The 17,845-nt window shown below is 70.9% G+C and carries 17 protein-coding genes; 7 read left to right on the top strand and 10 right to left on the bottom strand.

The features are described from left to right. Positions 1-40: 40 nt before the first annotated feature. Complete coding sequence (locus ABT085_RS29195; RefSeq protein WP_351614265.1) at positions 41-1,903, bottom strand: NHL domain-containing thioredoxin family protein; 1,863 nt, start codon at positions 1,901-1,903, stop codon at positions 41-43. Positions 1,904-2,031: 128 nt separating this feature from the next. Here ABT085_RS29195 and ABT085_RS29190 point away from each other — a divergent pair, with 128 nt between their 5' ends. Further along, positions 2,032-2,688: a hypothetical protein gene (locus tag ABT085_RS29190; protein WP_351614262.1), complete on the top strand. Its 657-nt coding sequence runs from the start codon at positions 2,032-2,034 to the stop codon at positions 2,686-2,688. 149 nt (positions 2,689-2,837) lie between these two features. Here the strand turns inward: ABT085_RS29190 and ABT085_RS29185 are convergent, their stop codons facing one another. The 3 genes from ABT085_RS29185 to ABT085_RS29175 form a co-directional block, all read right to left on the bottom strand. Next, complete coding sequence (locus tag ABT085_RS29185; protein ID WP_351614257.1) at positions 2,838-3,623, bottom strand: recombinase family protein; 786 nt, start codon at positions 3,621-3,623, stop codon at positions 2,838-2,840. A 42-nt stretch (positions 3,624-3,665) separates the two neighbouring features. Further along, entirely contained in the window at positions 3,666-3,800 is a 135-nt protein-coding gene (locus ABT085_RS29180; RefSeq protein ID WP_351614255.1) for a thioredoxin domain-containing protein, read from the bottom strand. A 90-nt stretch (positions 3,801-3,890) separates the two neighbouring features. Beyond that, positions 3,891-4,751, bottom strand: coding sequence for a calcium-binding protein (locus tag ABT085_RS29175; RefSeq protein WP_351614252.1), 861 nt, complete (start codon positions 4,749-4,751; stop codon positions 3,891-3,893). A 203-nt stretch (positions 4,752-4,954) separates the two neighbouring features. Between ABT085_RS29175 and ABT085_RS29170 the strand changes: the two genes are divergently transcribed. Continuing rightward, positions 4,955-5,449: an LURP-one-related/scramblase family protein gene (locus tag ABT085_RS29170; RefSeq protein WP_351614250.1), complete on the top strand. Its 495-nt coding sequence runs from the start codon at positions 4,955-4,957 to the stop codon at positions 5,447-5,449. A gap of 10 nt (positions 5,450-5,459) precedes the next feature. On the opposite strand, the gene ABT085_RS29165 is transcribed toward ABT085_RS29170, so the two are convergent. Continuing rightward, entirely contained in the window at positions 5,460-6,257 is a 798-nt protein-coding gene (locus ABT085_RS29165) for a carbon-nitrogen family hydrolase (RefSeq protein WP_351614247.1), read from the bottom strand. Positions 6,258-6,471: 214 nt separating this feature from the next. On the opposite strand from ABT085_RS29165, the gene ABT085_RS29160 reads away from it, so the two are divergent. Next, entirely contained in the window at positions 6,472-7,296 is an 825-nt protein-coding gene (locus ABT085_RS29160; RefSeq protein ID WP_351614244.1) for a maleylpyruvate isomerase family mycothiol-dependent enzyme, read from the top strand. A 176-nt stretch (positions 7,297-7,472) separates the two neighbouring features. Here the strand turns inward: ABT085_RS29160 and ABT085_RS29155 are convergent, their stop codons facing one another. Beyond that, positions 7,473-8,783 (bottom strand): MFS transporter, encoded by a 1,311-nt coding sequence (locus ABT085_RS29155; RefSeq protein ID WP_351614241.1) that lies wholly within the window; start codon positions 8,781-8,783, stop codon positions 7,473-7,475. After that, positions 8,780-9,430 carry a GntR family transcriptional regulator gene (locus tag ABT085_RS29150; RefSeq protein ID WP_351614238.1) on the bottom strand — a complete coding sequence of 217 codons (651 nt, stop codon included), beginning with the start codon at positions 9,428-9,430 and terminating at the stop codon, positions 8,780-8,782. Before ABT085_RS29150 ends, ABT085_RS29155 begins: the two co-directional genes overlap by 4 nt. Positions 9,431-9,673: 243 nt before the next feature. Between ABT085_RS29150 and ABT085_RS29145 the strand changes: the two genes are divergently transcribed. Both ABT085_RS29145 and ABT085_RS29140 read left to right on the top strand, forming a co-directional pair. Then, the gene (locus ABT085_RS29145) at positions 9,674-10,576 is read left to right on the top strand and encodes a D-alanyl-D-alanine carboxypeptidase family protein (RefSeq protein ID WP_351614235.1); all 903 of its coding nucleotides are present in this window, start codon (positions 9,674-9,676) and stop codon (positions 10,574-10,576) included. Positions 10,577-10,725: 149 nt separating this feature from the next. Continuing rightward, positions 10,726-11,808 carry a BRO-N domain-containing protein gene (locus tag ABT085_RS29140; protein WP_351614233.1) on the top strand — a complete coding sequence of 361 codons (1,083 nt, stop codon included), beginning with the start codon at positions 10,726-10,728 and terminating at the stop codon, positions 11,806-11,808. A gap of 103 nt (positions 11,809-11,911) precedes the next feature. On the opposite strand, the gene ABT085_RS29135 is transcribed toward ABT085_RS29140, so the two are convergent. Genes ABT085_RS29135 through pdhA form a run of 3 tightly spaced genes read right to left on the bottom strand, consistent with a single transcriptional unit; the run spans position 11,912 to position 15,529 of the window. Further along, entirely contained in the window at positions 11,912-13,363 is a 1,452-nt protein-coding gene (locus ABT085_RS29135; protein ID WP_351614230.1) for a dihydrolipoamide acetyltransferase family protein, read from the bottom strand. A gap of 10 nt (positions 13,364-13,373) precedes the next feature. Then, positions 13,374-14,354, bottom strand: coding sequence for an alpha-ketoacid dehydrogenase subunit beta (locus tag ABT085_RS29130; RefSeq protein ID WP_351614228.1), 981 nt, complete (start codon positions 14,352-14,354; stop codon positions 13,374-13,376). A 2-nt stretch (positions 14,355-14,356) separates the two neighbouring features. Then, positions 14,357-15,529, bottom strand: coding sequence for a pyruvate dehydrogenase (acetyl-transferring) E1 component subunit alpha (gene pdhA, locus ABT085_RS29125; protein WP_351614225.1), 1,173 nt, complete (start codon positions 15,527-15,529; stop codon positions 14,357-14,359). 353 nt (positions 15,530-15,882) lie between these two features. On the opposite strand from pdhA, the gene ABT085_RS29120 reads away from it, so the two are divergent. Together ABT085_RS29120 and ABT085_RS29115 are read left to right on the top strand one after the other, a co-directional pair. Beyond that, positions 15,883-16,542, top strand: a complete 660-nt coding sequence (locus ABT085_RS29120) for a response regulator (protein ID WP_351614222.1) — start codon at positions 15,883-15,885, stop codon at positions 16,540-16,542. Between the two features lie 211 nt (positions 16,543-16,753). Beyond that, positions 16,754-17,752 (top strand): phosphotransferase, encoded by a 999-nt coding sequence (locus ABT085_RS29115; RefSeq protein ID WP_351614220.1) that lies wholly within the window; start codon positions 16,754-16,756, stop codon positions 17,750-17,752. Positions 17,753-17,845: the final 93 nt, after the last annotated feature.

Raw genomic sequence — 17,845 nt, 5'->3', positions numbered from 1 at the left:
CGGCCTGCCGGGGCGCCCGCCCGCCCGACGGGCCGGCCCGTCAGGCGGGTCCCGCCGTCTCCTGGTCGTCCATGCCGGCCAGGACCAACGGCAGCCGGTCCGCCCCGCCTTCGGTGAGGCGGACCGGAACTCCCCAGTCCTGCTGGTGCACATGGCAGGCCGGGTACTCGTTGGCCGGATCGTCGTCGCACGACGCGGCCATCGCCGAGACGTGCAGCACGCCCTCGGTGACCGCCGGGTCCAGCTCCAGCGTGCGCGAGAGGTCAGTGTCCGCGCCTTCCCCCGCCAGCAGCAGTCCGGGCGGGGTCGAGGAGACCAGCAGCCGGGTCGAGGGACCGTAGCGGGTGTCCAGCTTCTGGCCCGCCGGAGCCTGGAAGATCACGTCCAGCTGCAATCTGCCGGGCCGCACCTCGGTGGCCGCACGCTGCGTGCGGTGGGCGACCGACTCCACCCGCACCGCCTCCTCCGGCAGCCGCAGCCGGGTCAGCCGGTGCCGGGCCGACTCCACGACCACGATGTCCTCGCCGGCCAGCACGGCGTCGCTCGGCTCCCGCAGATCCGTGGCCAGCGTGCTCACCTCGCCGGTCGCGGGATCGTAGCGGCGCAGCGCGTGGTTGTAGGTGTCGGCGACGGCGACCGAACCGTCGGGCAGCGCGGTCACCCCCAGCGGATGCTGGAGCAGCGCCTGAGCGGCGTCCCCGTCCCGGTGCCCGAAGTCGAACAGCCCGGTGCCCACGGCCGTGTGGACGACCCCGTCGAGGTCCACCCAGCGCAGCGCGGACGTCTCGGAGTCGGCGAGCCACAGCCGGTCGGCGGTGGCCGCGAGCCCGGAGGGCTGGGCGAACCAGGCCTCGTCCCCCGGCCCGTCGACGAGCCCCTCGTTGGTCGTCCCGGCCGCGACGGCGACAGTCCCGGCGGCGGGGTCGTACGCCCACAGCTGGTGGACGCCCGCCATCGCGATCCACACCCGGCCGCCGAAGACGGCCACGTCCCACGGCGAGGACAGGTCGACCTCGCGGGCCGGTCCGGACGACGGCGAGCCCTGCCACCACTGGCGGCCGGTGCCCGCGAGGGTCGTCACCTCGCCGGTCGACAGGTCCAGGCGCCGCAGGGCGTGGTTGACCGTGTCGGCGACGACCACGTCCCCGTCCAGCAGCGTCAGGCCCTGCGGCTCGTTGAAGGTCGCCGTGTCCGCCGTGCCGTCCGCGAACCCGCGCGCCCCCGACCCGATCCGCCGCAGGACCGTCTCGCCGTCCTCGGCGAGCTCCACCAGCTGATGCCGGGTCGTGTCGCTGACCAGGAAGGTCCCGGAGGGCAGCAGCAGCGCCTTGCCGGGGAAGCGCAGCACCGTCGGCTCGGGCTCCGGCGCCACGTACGGCCCGTCGCCGCGGCGCAGCGTGCCCTTCGCCTCGTGCTCGGCCTCCAGCTCCTCGACGAGCCGCGCGATCGCGTGCGCGTGCCCCTCGCCCGCGTGCTGCGCGACGACGTACCCCTCGGGGTCGATCACGACCAGCGTCGGCCAGGCCCGTACCGCGTACTGCTTCCAGGTGGCCAGCTCCGGGTCGTCGAGCACGGGGTGCTCCACTCCGTAGCGCTCGACCGCGTCCACGACCGCCTGGTGCTCGGCCTCGTGCACGAACTTCGGCGAGTGGACCCCGACGATCACGACGGTGTCCCGGTGCTTCTCCTCCAGCTCCCGCAGCTCGTCGAGAACATGCAGGCAGTTGATGCAGCAGAAGGTCCAAAAATCCAAGATCAATGTGCGACCTCGGAAGTCGGCGAGCTTAAGATCCTTCCCGCCGGTGTTGATCCAGCCGCCCTTGCCGATCAGCTCGGGGGCACGGACACGGGCACGCTTGCGGGGTGCAGGCGCGGGGGCGGGCGCCGGGGCAGCATCGTTCATGCTTCAAGCTTGCCATCCTGGTACGAACGTCGGATCACACGCGTAGAGCACGACTCCAGGGGGCGGGGATGGCTACTGACGGGCACGGACCTGACGCAGGGGGCCCGGCGGAACCGGTGCAGGGGTTCATGGCACTGCCGGGGTGCACGGAGCGCCGGGAGGACGTCTACGAGACGTGTCTGGAGAGCGTGGTCCGAAGTCTGGGGCTCGACATTGCTCTGGAAACGGAGCGCGAGGACCTTTGGACCTGGGGACACGTCGTCCGGGCGGCGATTCGTGACGCCTGCCGACGGGGCGTCGTCCTTTCCGAAGAGTCCTTCGACGTACTGCTCAGGGCTGCCGTCCACGAGCCCGACCCGAGTTTCAACCGCTGGTTCGTCGAGCCGGCCCTGAATGCGTTCGGGCCCAGGCGCGTCCGAATCGCGCTGCTCGAGTACCTGCGAACGGGCACGGACCTCGAGCGGGCGGGCGCCGCGCGGGCCTGGTACTGGTCGGCCCTACCCCTGCAGATGCCCGTCGTACGGGCGGAGAACGGCAGAGCCACTGGTCAGGCGGAGACCGATGGCGGCTCGGCCGTGGTCGCCGAGTGGAACGAGGCCGCTCTGCGCGAGTTCGTGAGCAACGAGCACCTGGACGTCCGGCGCTGCATCCTGCCGGGGCTGTCGCTGCGGAAGTCTGTCTATCCGCCGGAGCTGCACGCCTTGGTGGACGCGGCGGTGGCGACAGCCCGGGCTCATCCGGACGAGTACATCCGCCACCGCGTGGAGCACCAGGTCGGCGACTGAGCGAGAGCGGCACTTCGTCACGCCTATCCGCTGCCGACAGCAGAGCGCTTGCCGGGGTGCTCAGGTGGCGGCATCCGTGCCGACCAGCTTCGCCCACTGGATCTGGATGCGCTGCTCCGGGATGATCCGCTGCCCGCGCACTCCCTTGCTCACTTCAACCCGGTCGATGGCAAGCGACAGACGATCCCGCCGGTAGTCGTTCCCCGAGGCCGCCCACGCCTCGCGCAACGTGGCGGCGTCGAGCATCGGTGACACGTCCACAGAGGGCATGGGGAGCAGGCCGCGTTCCACTGCCCGCCCCTGGGCGCGAGGATCTCGTACTCGTTGAGGAGCCGGGCGATCTTGACCAACGATGTCCCGGCGAGCGCTTCGTCCGCGATCAGGCGGGCGTAGACGGCGTGCTCCGGGTCATGGACGAGCTTCTTGGTCTTCGGGTCGATGAACAGCCCGTACGGAGGTTGTCCGCCGATCCACTGCCCCTTGCTGCGGAGGTAGCGCTTCGCGTGCCCGACGCGCGTGCCGAGATTCTTCGACTCGGACCGGGCCGGCTCGGCGAGCATCGCGACGACCATGCGTGCCGAGTCGTTCGAGGTGTCGAGGTCGTCCACGACCGAGACGAGACGGCCGCCGGCCTTCTCGATGTCGTCCAGCACCTTGCCCACCTGGCCGATGCCCTTGCGGGACAGGCGGTCCAGCTTCCAGACGATCAGCGTGCCGACGACGCCCGCCGTGACGGCTGCGAGCGCGGCGTCGAAGCCCTTGCGCTCAACGGTCCTGCAGCCGGAGCGCCCTCTGTCCATGTGGACCTTGCGGACGGTCAGTCCGTTGCGTTCGGCCCAGGCACGGCAGTCGGCTTCCTGCCGCTCGATTGCGGTCTTGCCGTCCCTGTCGAGGGACAGCCGGAGGTACAGATCACAGATCGTGTCTTGGCGCACACACCGAGCGTGGCGAAGAGGTATGTGCTCTGTTGTCCATTTTCAGAAATCAACGATGACGATACGGCCCCGGAGCTCCGCGAGGCCGAGTTGCTTGCCGCCCGTGTTGAGCCGGCCGCCCTTGCCCAGCAGTTCGGGGGCGCGGACACGGACGCGGCGGGGAGAGGAGTCGCTCATGATCCCAGGGTGCCATCACCGCCGCCCGGGGCGCCGTGCCGCCCTGCCCACCGCGCCGGGGCGGCGGGCGGGGCGGCCGTCGCCGAACGGTCAGCCCGGGTGGATCGCATCCGTGCCGGGGCCGCCGGACAGCGAGTCGCGGCCCGGTCCGCCGTACAGCCGGTCGTTGCCGCTGTTGCCGTACAGCACGTCGTTGCCGCTGTCGCCGTACAGGGCGTCGTTGCCCTTGCCGCCGTGCAGCGTGTCGGCGGCGCTCCCGCCGTGGAGCCTGTCGTTGCCGTCGTCGCCGTAGAGGTGCTGGCTCCCCGAGCCGCCGTACAGCACGTCGTTGCCCCGGCCGCCCCGGACGATGTTGTCGCCGCCGCTCGCCCGGACCGTGTCGTTGCCGTCGCCGCCCCAGGCCAGGCCCTCCGCGCCCACCGTGAGGGTGTCGTCGCCCGCGTCGCCCGAGGCGTAGGTGCCGTCGAGGCGGCCGGAGTCGGTCAGTCTGTCGTTTCCGGCACCCAGCGAGATCTCGGCGTAGAAGTAGATCTGGTTGGTGGCGTTCTTGTACGCGACCGTGTCGTTGCGGTCGCCGAGGTTCATGACCAGGGCGGCGTACGGGTCCTGGCTGTCCATGAGGGTGACCGTGCAGGACACCTTCGTGCGGTCCGCGGCGACGGGGTACGCGCAGCCGTGGCCCGCGCCGATCGCGACGGCGTCGTCGATCACGTAGGTGATGCCCGTGCGGTCCGCGGTGAGCGACGCGGTGACGGTGGCCTTGTTGGTCTGGCCCGCGGCGGCCTGGTACGTGAGCTGCCAGTCGTACGAGTTGACCGAGGCGGTGGCCGTCGACGGCGCGGCACCCGCGGTCCCGGTCAGGGTGAACGCGGCGGCCAGTGCGGCGCCGAGGACGGTCGCAGCCGCCGGGACGGCGCGGGTCGCCCGGCGACGGGCGGAGCGAGAAGACATGGCGAAACCTCCGGGAGGAACGTGCGACGTCTGTGCGACTTACGCCTCGTTCGACCCGTGCCCCGCCCGCAGGGTTGGGCCATCACCTCACGGCGGCCGGAAGTTCCGCCGCCGTACACCCCTGCGCCCGACGGATGCGAGACCCCGGACACCGAGTGTGATCGCTCCGTGACGATCGGCCCGCGCCGGGGAACCATGCGGGCATGAGATTCCTGGTACGCGACCGGCTGCTCGGCTTCGGCGACGACTACTGGATCGAGGACGAGCACGGCGAGAAGGTGTTCCTCGTCGACGGCAAGGCGAGGCGGCTGCGCGACACCTTCGAGCTGAAGGACGCCCGCGGACGCGTCCTGATCGACATCCACCAAAAGATGCTGACGCTGCGGGACACGATGGTGATCGAGCGGGCCGGCGAGCCGCTCGCGACGATCCGGCGCAAGCGGCTCTCCCTGCTGCGCAACCACTTCCGGGTGTCCCTCGTGGACGGCACCGGACTGGACGTCAGCGGCAGGATCCTCGACCGCGAGTTCGCCGTCGAGTACGACGGCGAGCTGCTCGCCGTCGTCTCCCGGCGGTGGCTGCACGTACGGGAGACGTACGGCGTCGACGTCGTACGGGAGGACGCCGATCCGGCGCTGCTGATCGCGGTGGCGGTGTGCGTGATCCACCTGGCGGAGCAGGAGCGCCGGGAGGACTGATCCCGGTTCCTCAGCGGACGGGCGCGGCCAGCCCCAGGACGCGGTCCTTCAGCGCCGGGAACTGCTCCCGGACCGTGGCGACCTTCGCCGGGTCGAACTCCACGGTGAGGACCTCCTCCTCGGGGCCCGCCTGCGCGAGGACCTCGCCCCAGGGATCGACCACGATCGAGTGACCCGCCTGGGGAACTCCCGCATGGGTCCCGGCCGTTCCGCAGGCGAGCACGAACGCCTGGTTCTCCACCGCACGGGCCTGGGCCAGCAGCGTCCAGTGCGCACGCCGGCGCTCCGGCCAGCCGGCCGGGAGCAGCAGCACCTCGGCGCCGGCGTCGACGAGCCCGCGGAAGAGTTCGGGGAAACGGAGGTCGTAGCAGGTGGCCAGACCGACCGTCGTGCCGGCCAGGCGCGCGGTGCACAGCTGCGTACCCGCGCCCATGAGCACGGCCTCGCCCTGGTCGAACCCGAAGCGGTGGATCTTGCGGTATGCGGCGGCGAGCTCGCCGTCGGGGGAGAAGAGGAGCGAGGTGTTGTACAGGGGGCCTTCCGGGTCCCGCTCCGGGATCGAGCCCGCGTGCAGCCACACGCCCGCCTCGCTCGCGGCCTTCGCCATCGCCTCGTGGGTCGGCCCGTCGAGCGGCTCCGCCTCGTCGGCGAACCGCTGGTAGGCGAAGGCACCCGTGGTCCACAGCTCGGGCAGCATCACCAGATCGGCGACACCGGCCTGATCCCGTACCAGGGAGGCCACCCGCTCCCGCCGTGACGCGGTCGATTCGCCTTCGTCCACGGCGACTTGGATCAAAGAGGCGCGCACACTACCACCGTCCTGGCATTCGAGCCGTCCACACGGGCCTACGATCGTCACACGAAAGCACTGCCGGGGTGCCTCGCAGCAGCGTAACTTGGGGGTCCCCCCGATTCGAGCGGAGCCGAGAATAGGGGGAGCCAAGGCACCCACCGATTGTCACCTCCCGCTGGCAACGCCGCCGTAAACCAACCGTGTACCGACCGCCGAGGGGTCCCGTTCCGTGAGTCTGCATCCCACCCTCCAGCCCTACGCCGACGCCTGGACCCACTCCATCGACGCGATATCCGAACTGGTGCAGCCGCTCGTGGAGGGCGAGTGGAACCGGCGGACCCCGTGCCCGGGCTGGTCGGTCCGGGACGTCGTCTCGCATGTGATCGGTCTGGACTGCGAGATGCTGGGCGACCCGCGTCCCATCCACACCCTGCCGCGGGACCTGTTCCACGTCACCAACGAGCACCAGCGCTACATGGAGATGCAGGTCGACGTCCGCCGCCACCACACGGCGCCGGAGATGACGTCGGAGCTGGAGTACACGGTCATCCGCCGCAACCGCCAGCTGCGCAACGAGTCCCGCGATCCCGGCACGAAGGTGCGCGGCCACCTCAGCACCGAGGTCACCCTCGAGGAGTCCATGCGCACCCACGCGTTCAACGTCTGGGTGCACGAGCAGGACCTGCGTGCCGCCCTGGGCCGTCCGGGCAACCTCGACTCCCCCGGCGCGCACATCACCCGTGACGTGCTCCTCGCCGGGCTGCCCCAGGTCGTGGCCGACAAGGCGCAGGCTCCGCGCAGTTCGGCGGTCGTCCTCGACGTGCACGGCCCCGTCGAGTTCCTGCGCACGATCCGCGTCGACATCCAGGGCCGCGGCACCCTGGAGACGGCCCCCGCCCTCGGCCCCGCCGCCACCCTCACCCTCGACTGGGAGACCTTCGTACGGCTGGCCTGCGGCCGGGTGTCCGCGGACGCGGTGGCGGACCGGATCAAGGCGGAGGGCGACCCGGACCTCGCCGAGGCGATACTGCGGAACTTCGCGGTGACCCGCTGATCCGGTGGTCCGGTGGTCCGGTGACCTGTCTATCCGGAGATCCGGTGACCTGGCTGTCCGGTGACCCGGAGATCCGGTGACCTGGCGAGCCGGTGATCCGATGACCCCGTGACGCGGAGGCGTGCCGGCCCGATGGGGCCGGCCACGGGCGGGTGTCCCCCGCCCGTGGCGCCCGCTCACACCGGTACGTGCACCGTCTCCACCCGGGACGCCACCAGCCGCTCCCGCTCCCGCCGGGCCGCTCGGCTGCGCAGGCGCAGTATCTGGGTGACGCCGAGCGCCTGGAGGACGAACACCGCGCAGAAGGCGACGGTGAAGTCGTCGCCGGTGGCGTCCAGCAGCACGCCCACCGCGAACAGCGTCGTCATCGAGGCGACGAACCCGCCCATGTTCGTGATGCCGGACGCGGTTCCCTGCCGCTCCGGCGGATTGGCCGGCCGCGCGAAGTCGAAGCCGAGCATCGACGCCGGTCCGCACGCGCCGAGCACCGCGCACAGCACGATCAGCAGCCACATCGGCGCGTGCGCGCCGGGCCAGGCCAGCGTCACCGCCCAGACCACGGCCGTGGCCCCCACCGTCCCCAGCGCCAGCGGCAGCCGGGCCTCGTGGTGCCGGGCCACGATCTGGCCGTACACCAGGCCGACCATCATGTTGGAGAGCACGACCAGTGTGAGGAGTTCACCGGCGGTGGCCCGGCTGAGCCCCTGTGCCTCGACCAGGAACGGCATCCCCCACAGCAGCAGGAACACCATCGCGGGGAACTGGGTGGTGAAGTGCACCCACAGTCCCAGCCGCGTCCCCGGCTCCCGCCAGGACGCGGCGATCTGCCGGCGGACATAGGCGGAGCCCCGGTGCGGGAACGGCTCCGGCTCGCACCCCTCGGGGTGGTCCTCCAGGAACAGCAGCAGCAGGACGAGCACCACGACACCGGCGAGCGCGCTGCCCGCGAACGCCGCCGTCCATCCGACGCCGTGCAGCAGCCGGGCCAGCACCAGCGTCGACACCAGATTGCCGGCCATGCCCGCCAGACCCGCGAGCTGCGCGACCAGGGGGCCGCGCCGCGCCGGGAACCAGCGCGAGCCGAGCCGCAGCACGCTGATGAACGTCATCGCGTCACCGCACCCGAGCAGCGCCCGCGACGCGAGCGCCGTGCCGTAGGACGGTGAGAACGCGAAGCCGAGCTGCCCGGCCGTGAACAGCACGACGCCGATGGTCAGCACCTTCCTGGTGCCGAGCCGGTCCACCAGGAGCCCCACCGGTATCTGCATGCCCGCGTACACCAGCAGCTGGAGGATGGAGAACGTGGACAGCGCGGAGGCGCCCACGTGGAAGCGGTCGGCGGCGTCGAGTCCGGCCACCCCCAGGGACGTACGGAAGATGACGGCGACGAAGTAGACGGCGACGCCGATGGACCAGACGGCCACGGCGCGGCGGCCGCCCGGCGGGTCGGAGGGGAGCGCGGCCGCCGGCCTGGATCCGGCGCTCATCGGACCTCGCCCCGGGCCAGATGGGAGAACCAGCCGATGTGCCGGTGGACCAGGGAGACGGCCGCCTCCGCGTCGCCCGCGCGCAGCGCGCCGAGGATCTCCTCGTGCTCGGCGAGGGTCTTGGCGATCCGGTCGGGGTGGGAGTGCATCACCGCCACGCCCATCCGCAGCTGGCGGTCGCGGAGCTGGTCGTAGAGGCGGGAGAGGATCTCGTTGCCCCCGCTGCGGACGATCTCCGCGTGGAAGCAGCGGTCGGTGACGGCGGCGCCCGCCAGATCCCCGGCGGCGGCCTGGGCCTTCTGCCGGGCCAGCAGCCCCTCCAGCCGTTCGACGAGACCGGCGGGGGCGGGCACGGCCTTGCGCGCCGCGTGCTCCTCCACCAGCAGCCGGGTCTCCACGACGTCGGCGATCTCCTGCGCGGAGACCGGCAGGACCAGGGCGCCCTTCTTCGGGTAGAGCTTGATCAGTCCCTCGGCCTCCAGCCGCAGCAGCGCCTCGCGCACGGGGGTGCGCGAGACCCCGACGGCCTCGGCGAGCTCGCCCTCGGTGAGCAGGGTGCCGCCCTCGTAACGGCGCTCCAGGACACCTTGCTTGACATGGCTGTAGACGCGGTCGGCGGCGGGTGCTTGTTTGACGGCCAGGCTCATGCCCACAGGATAGATACATCACGTACGCATAACGGCGCCCGGTCCAGCATGCGGACCGGACCGGACCCCGGACCGGACCCCGAAGTGGGCCGCCCCCGCACCCTTCACCCGTTCGGGGAATTCGGACCCAGCAACCGCACAACCTTCTGTGCTACTTACGTGTCACACACTTGCGGCCGTCTCGCTGTAGCCCGCCAACTCGGCCGCACAACAGGGGCATTCAACTTATTCGGGGTAACTCACTTGATAAAGGGCATTAAGGGCATCCGGCGCCGCCGCGTAGCCGCCGTAGCCGTCACCGCGGGCGCCGTGCTGGCCACGGGGGCCTTCGCCGCCGCGCCCGCGCAGGCCGTCACCACGCCGACGATCATGGGCAAGACCGGCTATGTGATGAACAACGCGACCGGTACGACGCTCTACAACAAGGGCATGGACACCAAGCTGTCCACCGGCTCCACCACGAAGATCATGACCGCCAGGGTCGTGCTGGCGCAGACCAACCTCAACCTGGACGCCAAGGTCACCATCCAGAAGGCGTACAGCGACTACATCGTCGCCAAGGGCGCGTCGTCCGCCCACCTGATCGTCGGTGACAAGGTCACCGTCCGCCAGCTGCTCTACGGTCTGATGCTGCCGTCCGGCTGCGACGCCGCGTACGCGCTGGCCGACAAGTACGGCACCGGTTCGACCAGGGCCCTGCGGGTGAAGTCGTTCCTCGCAAAGATGAACTCCACCGCCAAGAGCCTCGGCATGACGAACAGCCACTTCGACTCGTTCGACGGCATCGGCAACGGTGGCAACTACTCGACAGCGAAGGACCTGACGAAGCTCGCCAGCAACGCGATGAAGAACGCCAACTTCCGCGCGATCGTCAAGACCAAGTCGTACACGGCCAAGACGATCACCAAGACCGGCAGCACCCGCACCATGGCCGCGTGGACGAACACGAACACGCTGCTCAGCAGCTACAGCGGTGCCATCGGGGTGAAGACCGGCTCCGGCGCCGAGGCGAAGTACTGCCTCGTCTTCGCCGCGACCCGGGGCGGCAAGACGGTCATCGGCACGATCCTCGCCGACACCAACGCCACGCAGCGCGCCACGGACGCCACGAAGCTCCTCAACTACGGCTTCGCCAGGCTGGCCTGACGCACACGGATCGAGGGGGGTTCTTCCGCGGCGGCGGAAGGACCCCCTCGGTGTTTCCCGCCCGATTTCACCCGCAACGGTGAACATCATTGCGCTGGCTGGCATATTCGATTTGCTCCGCTCTACGTTCCGCAGCGGAGGTGGTTCACATGAATGAACCCGACAAGCGGCCCGACGCGGGCAAGCAGTACGACGCGATCGACGTCGGCGACTTCGTCTACGCGGCCACGGGAGCCCGGGTCCGCCGGCTGACCCTGCCGGGCGGGGCGCACTGGTTCCCGGCGGTGGATGTGTGCAAGGAGCTGGGGTACGCCAACTCGCGGAAGGCGCTTGCCGACCACGTACCCGAAGAGCACCGAGACAATCTCGAGACCGTCACCGGAAGTTACGGTCTCAGCATTCCCGCAGGCAGGAACTGGCGCCGAGACTTGCAGCTCATCGATCTCCAGGGTCTGATCCTGCTCGTCAACGGCTGCACCAAGCCCGCCTGCGCGCCCTTCAAGCAGTGGTGCGCCGAGGTGATCGAGACCGTCCAGCGCGAAGGTTCGTACACCCTGGAGGAGGCCGAGGTGCAGCCCGCCGCACCGGGCGCCCCCATCGCGTACGCCATGCCGCAGCAGGTCGCCGACGCCATCGTCCGGCTGGAGGAGCGCAACATCCAGGCGGACGAGCAACTCGCCGTCACCCGGCAGGAGTCGCTCGCTCTGCGGCGCACCACGGTGGACCTTCAGCACACCACGGTGGACCTGCACCGGACCACGGTGGACCTGCAACGCACCATGGTGGACCTGCAACGGACCACGGTGGACATCCAGACGAGCATGATGGAGATGCAGCACACCCTGCTGGAGATGCAGCGCGAGGCAATCGCGGCGCAGCAGGCCGTGGCGCTGGCCCTGGAACGCATCGCGAACCGGCTCGACACCCTGGCCCTCGACCGTCCGGCGCCCGCCGCCGTCTGCCCGGTGAACCCGACCACCGAGTCCGTGCTGGCCGACTGGCGGCAGCGGCTGTCCGTGACCTCGGACGTGTGGGCGGTGGCGGTGGCGATCGTCCCGGTCCTGGTCGAGACGGGTGAGCTGCGTCAGCCGCTGGAGTCCATCGCGGCCCGTACGGGGCTCTCGGTGCACCGGGTGAACGACAGCCTGCGCATGCTGCGCAAGCACGCCTGCATCCACTCCCGGGGCGCCAGTGAGGACGGGGCGCCGATCTACGTGCTCAACCGTCCTTGACCCGGACCCGGCCTCCGACCCGGAACAGCAGAGAGGGGACGGTCGCAAACCGAAGTTGCGGCCGGCCCCTCTCTGCGTCGAGCCTATCGGGTCGAGGCGACCGTCATGCCCAGGTGATCAGTTTTTTCGGCTCCTCCAGGATCGCCGCGACGTCCGCGAGCACCTTCGAGCCCAGTTCGCCGTCGACGAGCCGGTGGTCGAAGCTCAAGGCCAGCGTGGTGACCTGGCGAGGCTTCACCTTGCCCTTGTGGACCCACGGCTGGAGCTTGATCGCGCCGACCGCGAGGATCGCGGACTCACCCGGATTGAGGATCGGCGTACCGGTGTCGACGCCGAAGACGCCGACGTTGGTGATCGTCACCGTCCCGCCCTGCATCGCCGCCGGCGAGGTCCTGCCCTCGCGCGCCGTGGACACCAGCTCGCCCAGTGCCTCGGCCAGCTGCGGCAGCGTCTTCGTCTGCGCGTCCTTGATGTTCGGCACGATCAGACCGCGCGGGGTGGCCGCCGCGATGCCCAGGTTGACGTAGTGCTTGAGCACGATCTCCTGGTTGGCCTCGTCCCAGGACGCGTTGACGTCCGGGTTGCGCTTGATCGCGACCAGCAGGGCCTTGGAGATCAGCAGCAGCGGGTTCACCCGCAGTCCCTGCATGTCCTTGTCCTGCTTCAGCTCCTCGACGAGCTTCAGCGTGCGGGTCACGTCGACCGTCACGAACTCCGTGACGTGCGGCGCGGTGAAGGCCGAACCGATCATGGCCTGCGCGATCGCCTTGCGGACCCCCTTGACCGGGATCCGGGTCTCGCGGGCCGCGTCGTACGCCGCGACCGGCGCCGGGGCCTGCACCGGAGCCGGGGCGGCGGCCGGAGCGGGAGCCGCCGGGGCCGCCGGAGCCGCGACGGCCGGTGCCTGCGCGGCGGACGCCGCCGCGTGCACGTCCTCACGCGTGACGATTCCGTCCGGACCGGACGGAACCACCTGCGTCAGGTCCACGCCCAGGTCCTTGGCCAGCTTGCGCACCGGGGGCTTGGCCAGCGGCCGCTGCGCGACGGCGGCAGCCGTGCCCGCGCCGTTCAGCTCGCCCTGGATCGCCGCCTGGGCCGCCGGGAACGCCTGCGCGGCCTGGGCCTCCTGGCCCGGGGCCTGCGTGGTCCTGCGGGGGCGCCGCCGGGTGGAGGAGGTGGCCACGCCGTAGCCGACGAGCACCGGCGTGCGGGCCGGCGCCGCCGGCTCCTCCGGTGCCGGGGACTCCTCCTGCCGCGCTGCGGCGGGCGCCGGGGCCTCCACGGGGGCTGCCCCGCCCGCCACGTCCACCGCGATGATCGCCGTGCCCACGTCCACCGTGGTGCCCTCGGGGAATCGCAGTTCGCGGACCACTCCGTCGTAGGGGATGGGGAGTTCGACGGCCGCCTTGGCGGTCTCGACCTCGCACACCACCTGGCCGTCCGTCACCGTGTCGCCGGGCTGGACGTACCACTTGAGGATCTCGGCCTCGGTGAGTCCCTCGCCCACGTCGGGCATCTTGAACTCGCGTACGGACCCTTCGGTCATCGTCGTCACGACCCTCTCCTCAGTACGCCAGGGCACGGTCGACGGCGTCGAGCACCCGGTCCAGGCCCGGCAGGTACTCCTCCTCCAGGCGGGCCGGCGGGTACGGGGCGTGGTAGCCGCCGACCCTGAGCACCGGAGCCTCCAGGTGGTAGAAGCACCGCTCCGTGATCCGGGCGGCGATCTCCGCGCCCGAGCCGAAGAACACCGGCGCCTCGTGCACGACGACCAGACGGCGGGTCTTCTCCACCGACGCCTGGATCGTGTCGAAGTCCAGCGGGGAGATCGACCGCAGGTCCAGGACCTCCAGCGACCTGCCCTCCTCGGCGGCCGCGGCGGCGACCTCCAGACAGGTCTTCACCATCGGGCCGTACGCGACGAGCGTGAGGTCCGTGCCCTCGCGGGCGACGCGGGCCTTGTGCAGCTCGCCCGGGATGGCGTCGGTGTCGACCTCGCCCTTGTCCCAGTAGCGGCGCTTGGGCTCGAAGAAGATGACCGGGTCGTCGCTCTGGATCGCCTGCTGGAGCATCCAGTAGGCGTCGGAGGAGTTCGCCGGGGTGACGACCTTGAGGCCCGCGACGTGCGCGAAGAGCGACTCGGGGGACTCGGAGTGGTGCTCGACGGCGCCGATGCCGCCGCCGTACGGGATGCGGATGACGACCGGCACCTTCACGGCACCGAGCGACCGGGCCCGCATCTTCGCGAGCTGGGTGACGATCTGGTCGTACGCCGGGAAGACGAAGCCGTCGAACTGGATCTCCACGACCGGCCGGTAGCCGCGCAGCGCGAGTCCGATCGCGGTGCCGACGATGCCGGACTCGGCGAGCGGGGTGTCGATGACCCGGTCCTCGCCGAAGTCCTTCTGGAGGCCGTCGGTGATCCGGAAGACTCCGCCCAGCTTGCCGACGTCCAGGCCCATGATGACGACCTTGGGGTCGGTCTCCAGGGCCTTGCGCAGCGACTCGTTGAGCGCCTTCGCGAGGGGAAGCGTCTGAACAGCCATGATTACTCGGCCTCTCCGCCCGTGAAGGACGCCTGGTAGGCGGCGAACTGCGCGCGCTCCTCGTCGACGAGCGCGTGCCCGTCGGCGTACACGTTGTCGAAGATCGCCATGTGCTCCGGGACGGGCATGGCCCGGACGACCTCGCGGACGTGCTTGCCGAGCGTCTCGCTCTCCGTCTCGAGCTCCTCGAAGAAGGCCGCGTCGGCGTGGCCCTCGCTCTCCAGGTAGGCCCGCAGACGCAGGATCGGGTCCTTGGCCTCCCACGCCTCACGCTCGGCGTCGCGCCGGTAGCGGGTCGGGTCGTCGGAGGTGGTGTGGGCGGCCATGCGGTACGTGAACGCCTCCACCAGCGTCGGTCCCTCGCCGCTGCGGGCGCGCTCCAGGGCCGCGCGGGTCACCGCGAGGCAGGCCAGGACGTCGTTGCCGTCGACCCGGACGCCGGGGAAGCCGAAGCCGCGGGCGCGCTGGTAGAGCGGGACGCGGGTCTGCTTCTCGATGGGCTCGGAGATCGCCCACTGGTTGTTCTGGCAGAAGAACACGACCGGGGCGTTGTAGACCGCCGAGAAGACGAACGACTCGTTGACGTCGCCCTGGCTGGAGGCGCCGTCGCCGAAGTACGCGAGCACCGCGGAGTCCGCGCCGTCCTTGGAGACGCCCATCGCGTAGCCGGTGGCGTGCAGGGTCTGCGAGCCGAGGACGATCGTGTACAGGTGGAAGTTGTTGCTGTTCGGGTCCCAGCCGCCGTTGTTCACACCGCGGAACATGCCGAGCAGGTTGGTCGGGTCGACCCCGCGGCACCAGGCGACGCCGTGCTCGCGGTAGGTCGGGAAGACGTAGTCGTCGTCGCGCAGGGCCCGGCCGGAGCCGATCTGGGCGGCCTCCTGGCCGAGCAGCGAGGCCCACAGGCCCAGCTCGCCCTGGCGCTGCAAGGACGTGGCCTCGGCGTCGAAGCGCCGGGTGAGCACCATGTCGCGGTACAGACCACGGAGCTCGTCGGGCGTCACGTCGGCGACGTACTTGTCGTAGTCGGCGTTCTTGACGCGCTTCCCCTCGGGCGTCAGCAGCTGGACGAGTTCCGGCTCCGCACCCGCCGCGTCCGGCGTACTGCCGGCGCTCGTGCGCTTGGTACCGGCGCTGCGTCGCGGCTTGCGCGCGGCAGTGCTCTCCACGGTCACGTGTGCTCCTCCGTCGGTCCGGCCCCCGGGGTTGCCGGCAGGCTGGGATCCCCCCTGCTCCTTTTGGAGCCGGGGGGAGCGGCTCACCTGTTCCGGCACCCGTGCACGGGGTGGGTGCCACTCGGCCGGGAACAGGCGTGACAGGTGCCCCGGCGAGCGCCCTGCAACAGTCACGTTACCCAGTGCTCCACATTTCTGTGAAACCCCTCCTGACCTGCGATTTTGCTTGGATTTCCAAGTAAATCGGGATGGACGGGAAGGTTGCTGGTCACAGCCTTGCAGGAGGCCGGAGCTACGGCACGTTATCCCGGTCACCCATGTCACGGGAAGAGCTGACGTGGGAAACTGATCGGGTGCGCGAAGAAGGAAAAATCAGAGTATTTCTCCTTGATGACCACGAGGTCGTGCGCCGCGGGGTCCACGAGATGCTCTCGGTCGAGGACGACATCGAGGTGGTGGGCGAGGCCGGTACGGCCGCCGAGGCGCTGGCGCGAATTCCGGCCACCCGGCCGGACGTGGCGGTGCTCGACGTGCGGCTGCCGGACGGCAGCGGGGTGGAGGTGTGCCGGGAGATCCGCTCCCGGGACAAGTCCGTCGGATGCCTGATGCTGACCTCGTTCGCGGACGACGAGGCCCTCCTGGACGCGATCATGGCGGGTGCCTCCGGCTATGTACTGAAGGCCATCCGGGGCAACGAGCTGCTGAGCGCCGTCCGGGACGTCGCCGCCGGGAAGTCGCTGATCGATCCGCAGGCCGCCGCGCGGGTGCGGATGCGTCTGCGCGAGGGCGCAGGGGCCGGGTCCGACGACCGGCTCGCCCGGCTGACCGAGCAGGAACGCAGGATCCTCGACCTGATCGGCGAGGGACTCACCAACCGCCAGATCGGCGAGCGGCTGCACCTCGCCGAAAAGACGATCAAGAACTATGTCTCGGGTCTGCTGTCGAAACTCGAGATGCAGCGGCGCTCCCAGGCCGCCGCCTTCGTGGCCCGGATACAGGCCGGCAAGGAATGAACAAAGGAGTGAACACATGTGCGCGGTGATCGTCCCGGCCTCCGTCGGCAGCCGCCGGGACCGGTTCGAGCACACTATGTGACCACAAGCGACTGACCGCGACTTACTGTGACAACGCCCAGCTCACGGCCTTGTCCGGTGCCCTAGCATCTGGCGCGTGCCGCGCCCTTCCTTACCACCCCGTGCACTTCATGCGCCCCCGTCGCCGCCGTTGAGCGCCCTCCTGCGCCAGTACGCCGCCGGGTCCGCCCTCGCCTGCGAGCCCGTCGACCAGGGCCTGCTGAACCGCGGCTACCGCCTGTGCACCACCCGCGGCCGCTACTTCCTCAAGCACCACTTCGACCCCGACACCGCCGACCCGGCCGCGATCGAGCGCCGGCACCGGGCCACCCAGCGGCTGGCGGACCTGGGCGTCCCGGTGGCCCCGCCGCTGACCGGCCGCGACGGCCGCACCGTCGCCGTGGTCGGCGGCCACGCCTACGCCCTGCACCCCTGGATCGACGGCCGCCACTGCCACGGCGGCCAGCTGACCACCGGCCAGTGCGCACGCCTGGGCGGGCTCCTCGGGGCCGTACACGCCTGTCTGGAGCGCGTGATGCCACCGAAGGGGCGCACCCGCCCCGCCACGAGCCCCCATCCCGTGGAGAGTGCCGATCCGAACTCCACGTTCGCCCTGATCGACGACCTGCTCGCCCGGGTCCGCCGGCACCGCCCCGCCGACTCCTTCGACGAGCTGGCCCGGCACCGGCTGCTGGAACGCCGCGCCCTGCTCGAACGGCACGCGGACCGGCGGCCGCCGCGCGGGGCGTCGGTGGGCTGGGTGCACGGCGACTTCCATCCGTTCAACCTGCTCTACAAGGGCGACGCCCCGGCCGCGATCGTCGACTGGGACCGCCTGGGCGTGCAGCCCCGCGCCGAGGAGGCCGTACGCGCCGCCGCGATCTTCTTCGTACGTCCGGTGGGCGCCCTCGACCTGCCCAAGGCGCGGGCCTACGCGCGCGCCTACCGCCGCTCGGCGGGGGTCACCCCCTCGGAGCTCGCCGCGGCCGTCCACCGGGTGTGGTGGGAGCGCCTGAACGACTTCTGGATGCTGCGCTGGCACTACGAGCGGGGCGACACCCGCGCGGACCCCCAGTTCCCGGCGGCCTCGGCGCTGGTGATGTGGTGGACACGGGAGTACGACGCGGTGTGCGAGGCGTTCGCAGGCTGAGGACCGGCCGGCGCGACGGCAGGGCCCGACGCGGGCGGACCGGTCCGGCCGAGGGCCCGACGCGACGCGCGCGTGCACCCGGGGCCCGGGGTG

It is taken from the genome of Streptomyces sp. NPDC002265, from assembly GCF_040296125.1.
Lineage (GTDB): Bacteria > Actinomycetota > Actinomycetes > Streptomycetales > Streptomycetaceae > Streptomyces.
This window is presented reverse-complemented; position numbering and strand designations above follow the sequence as displayed.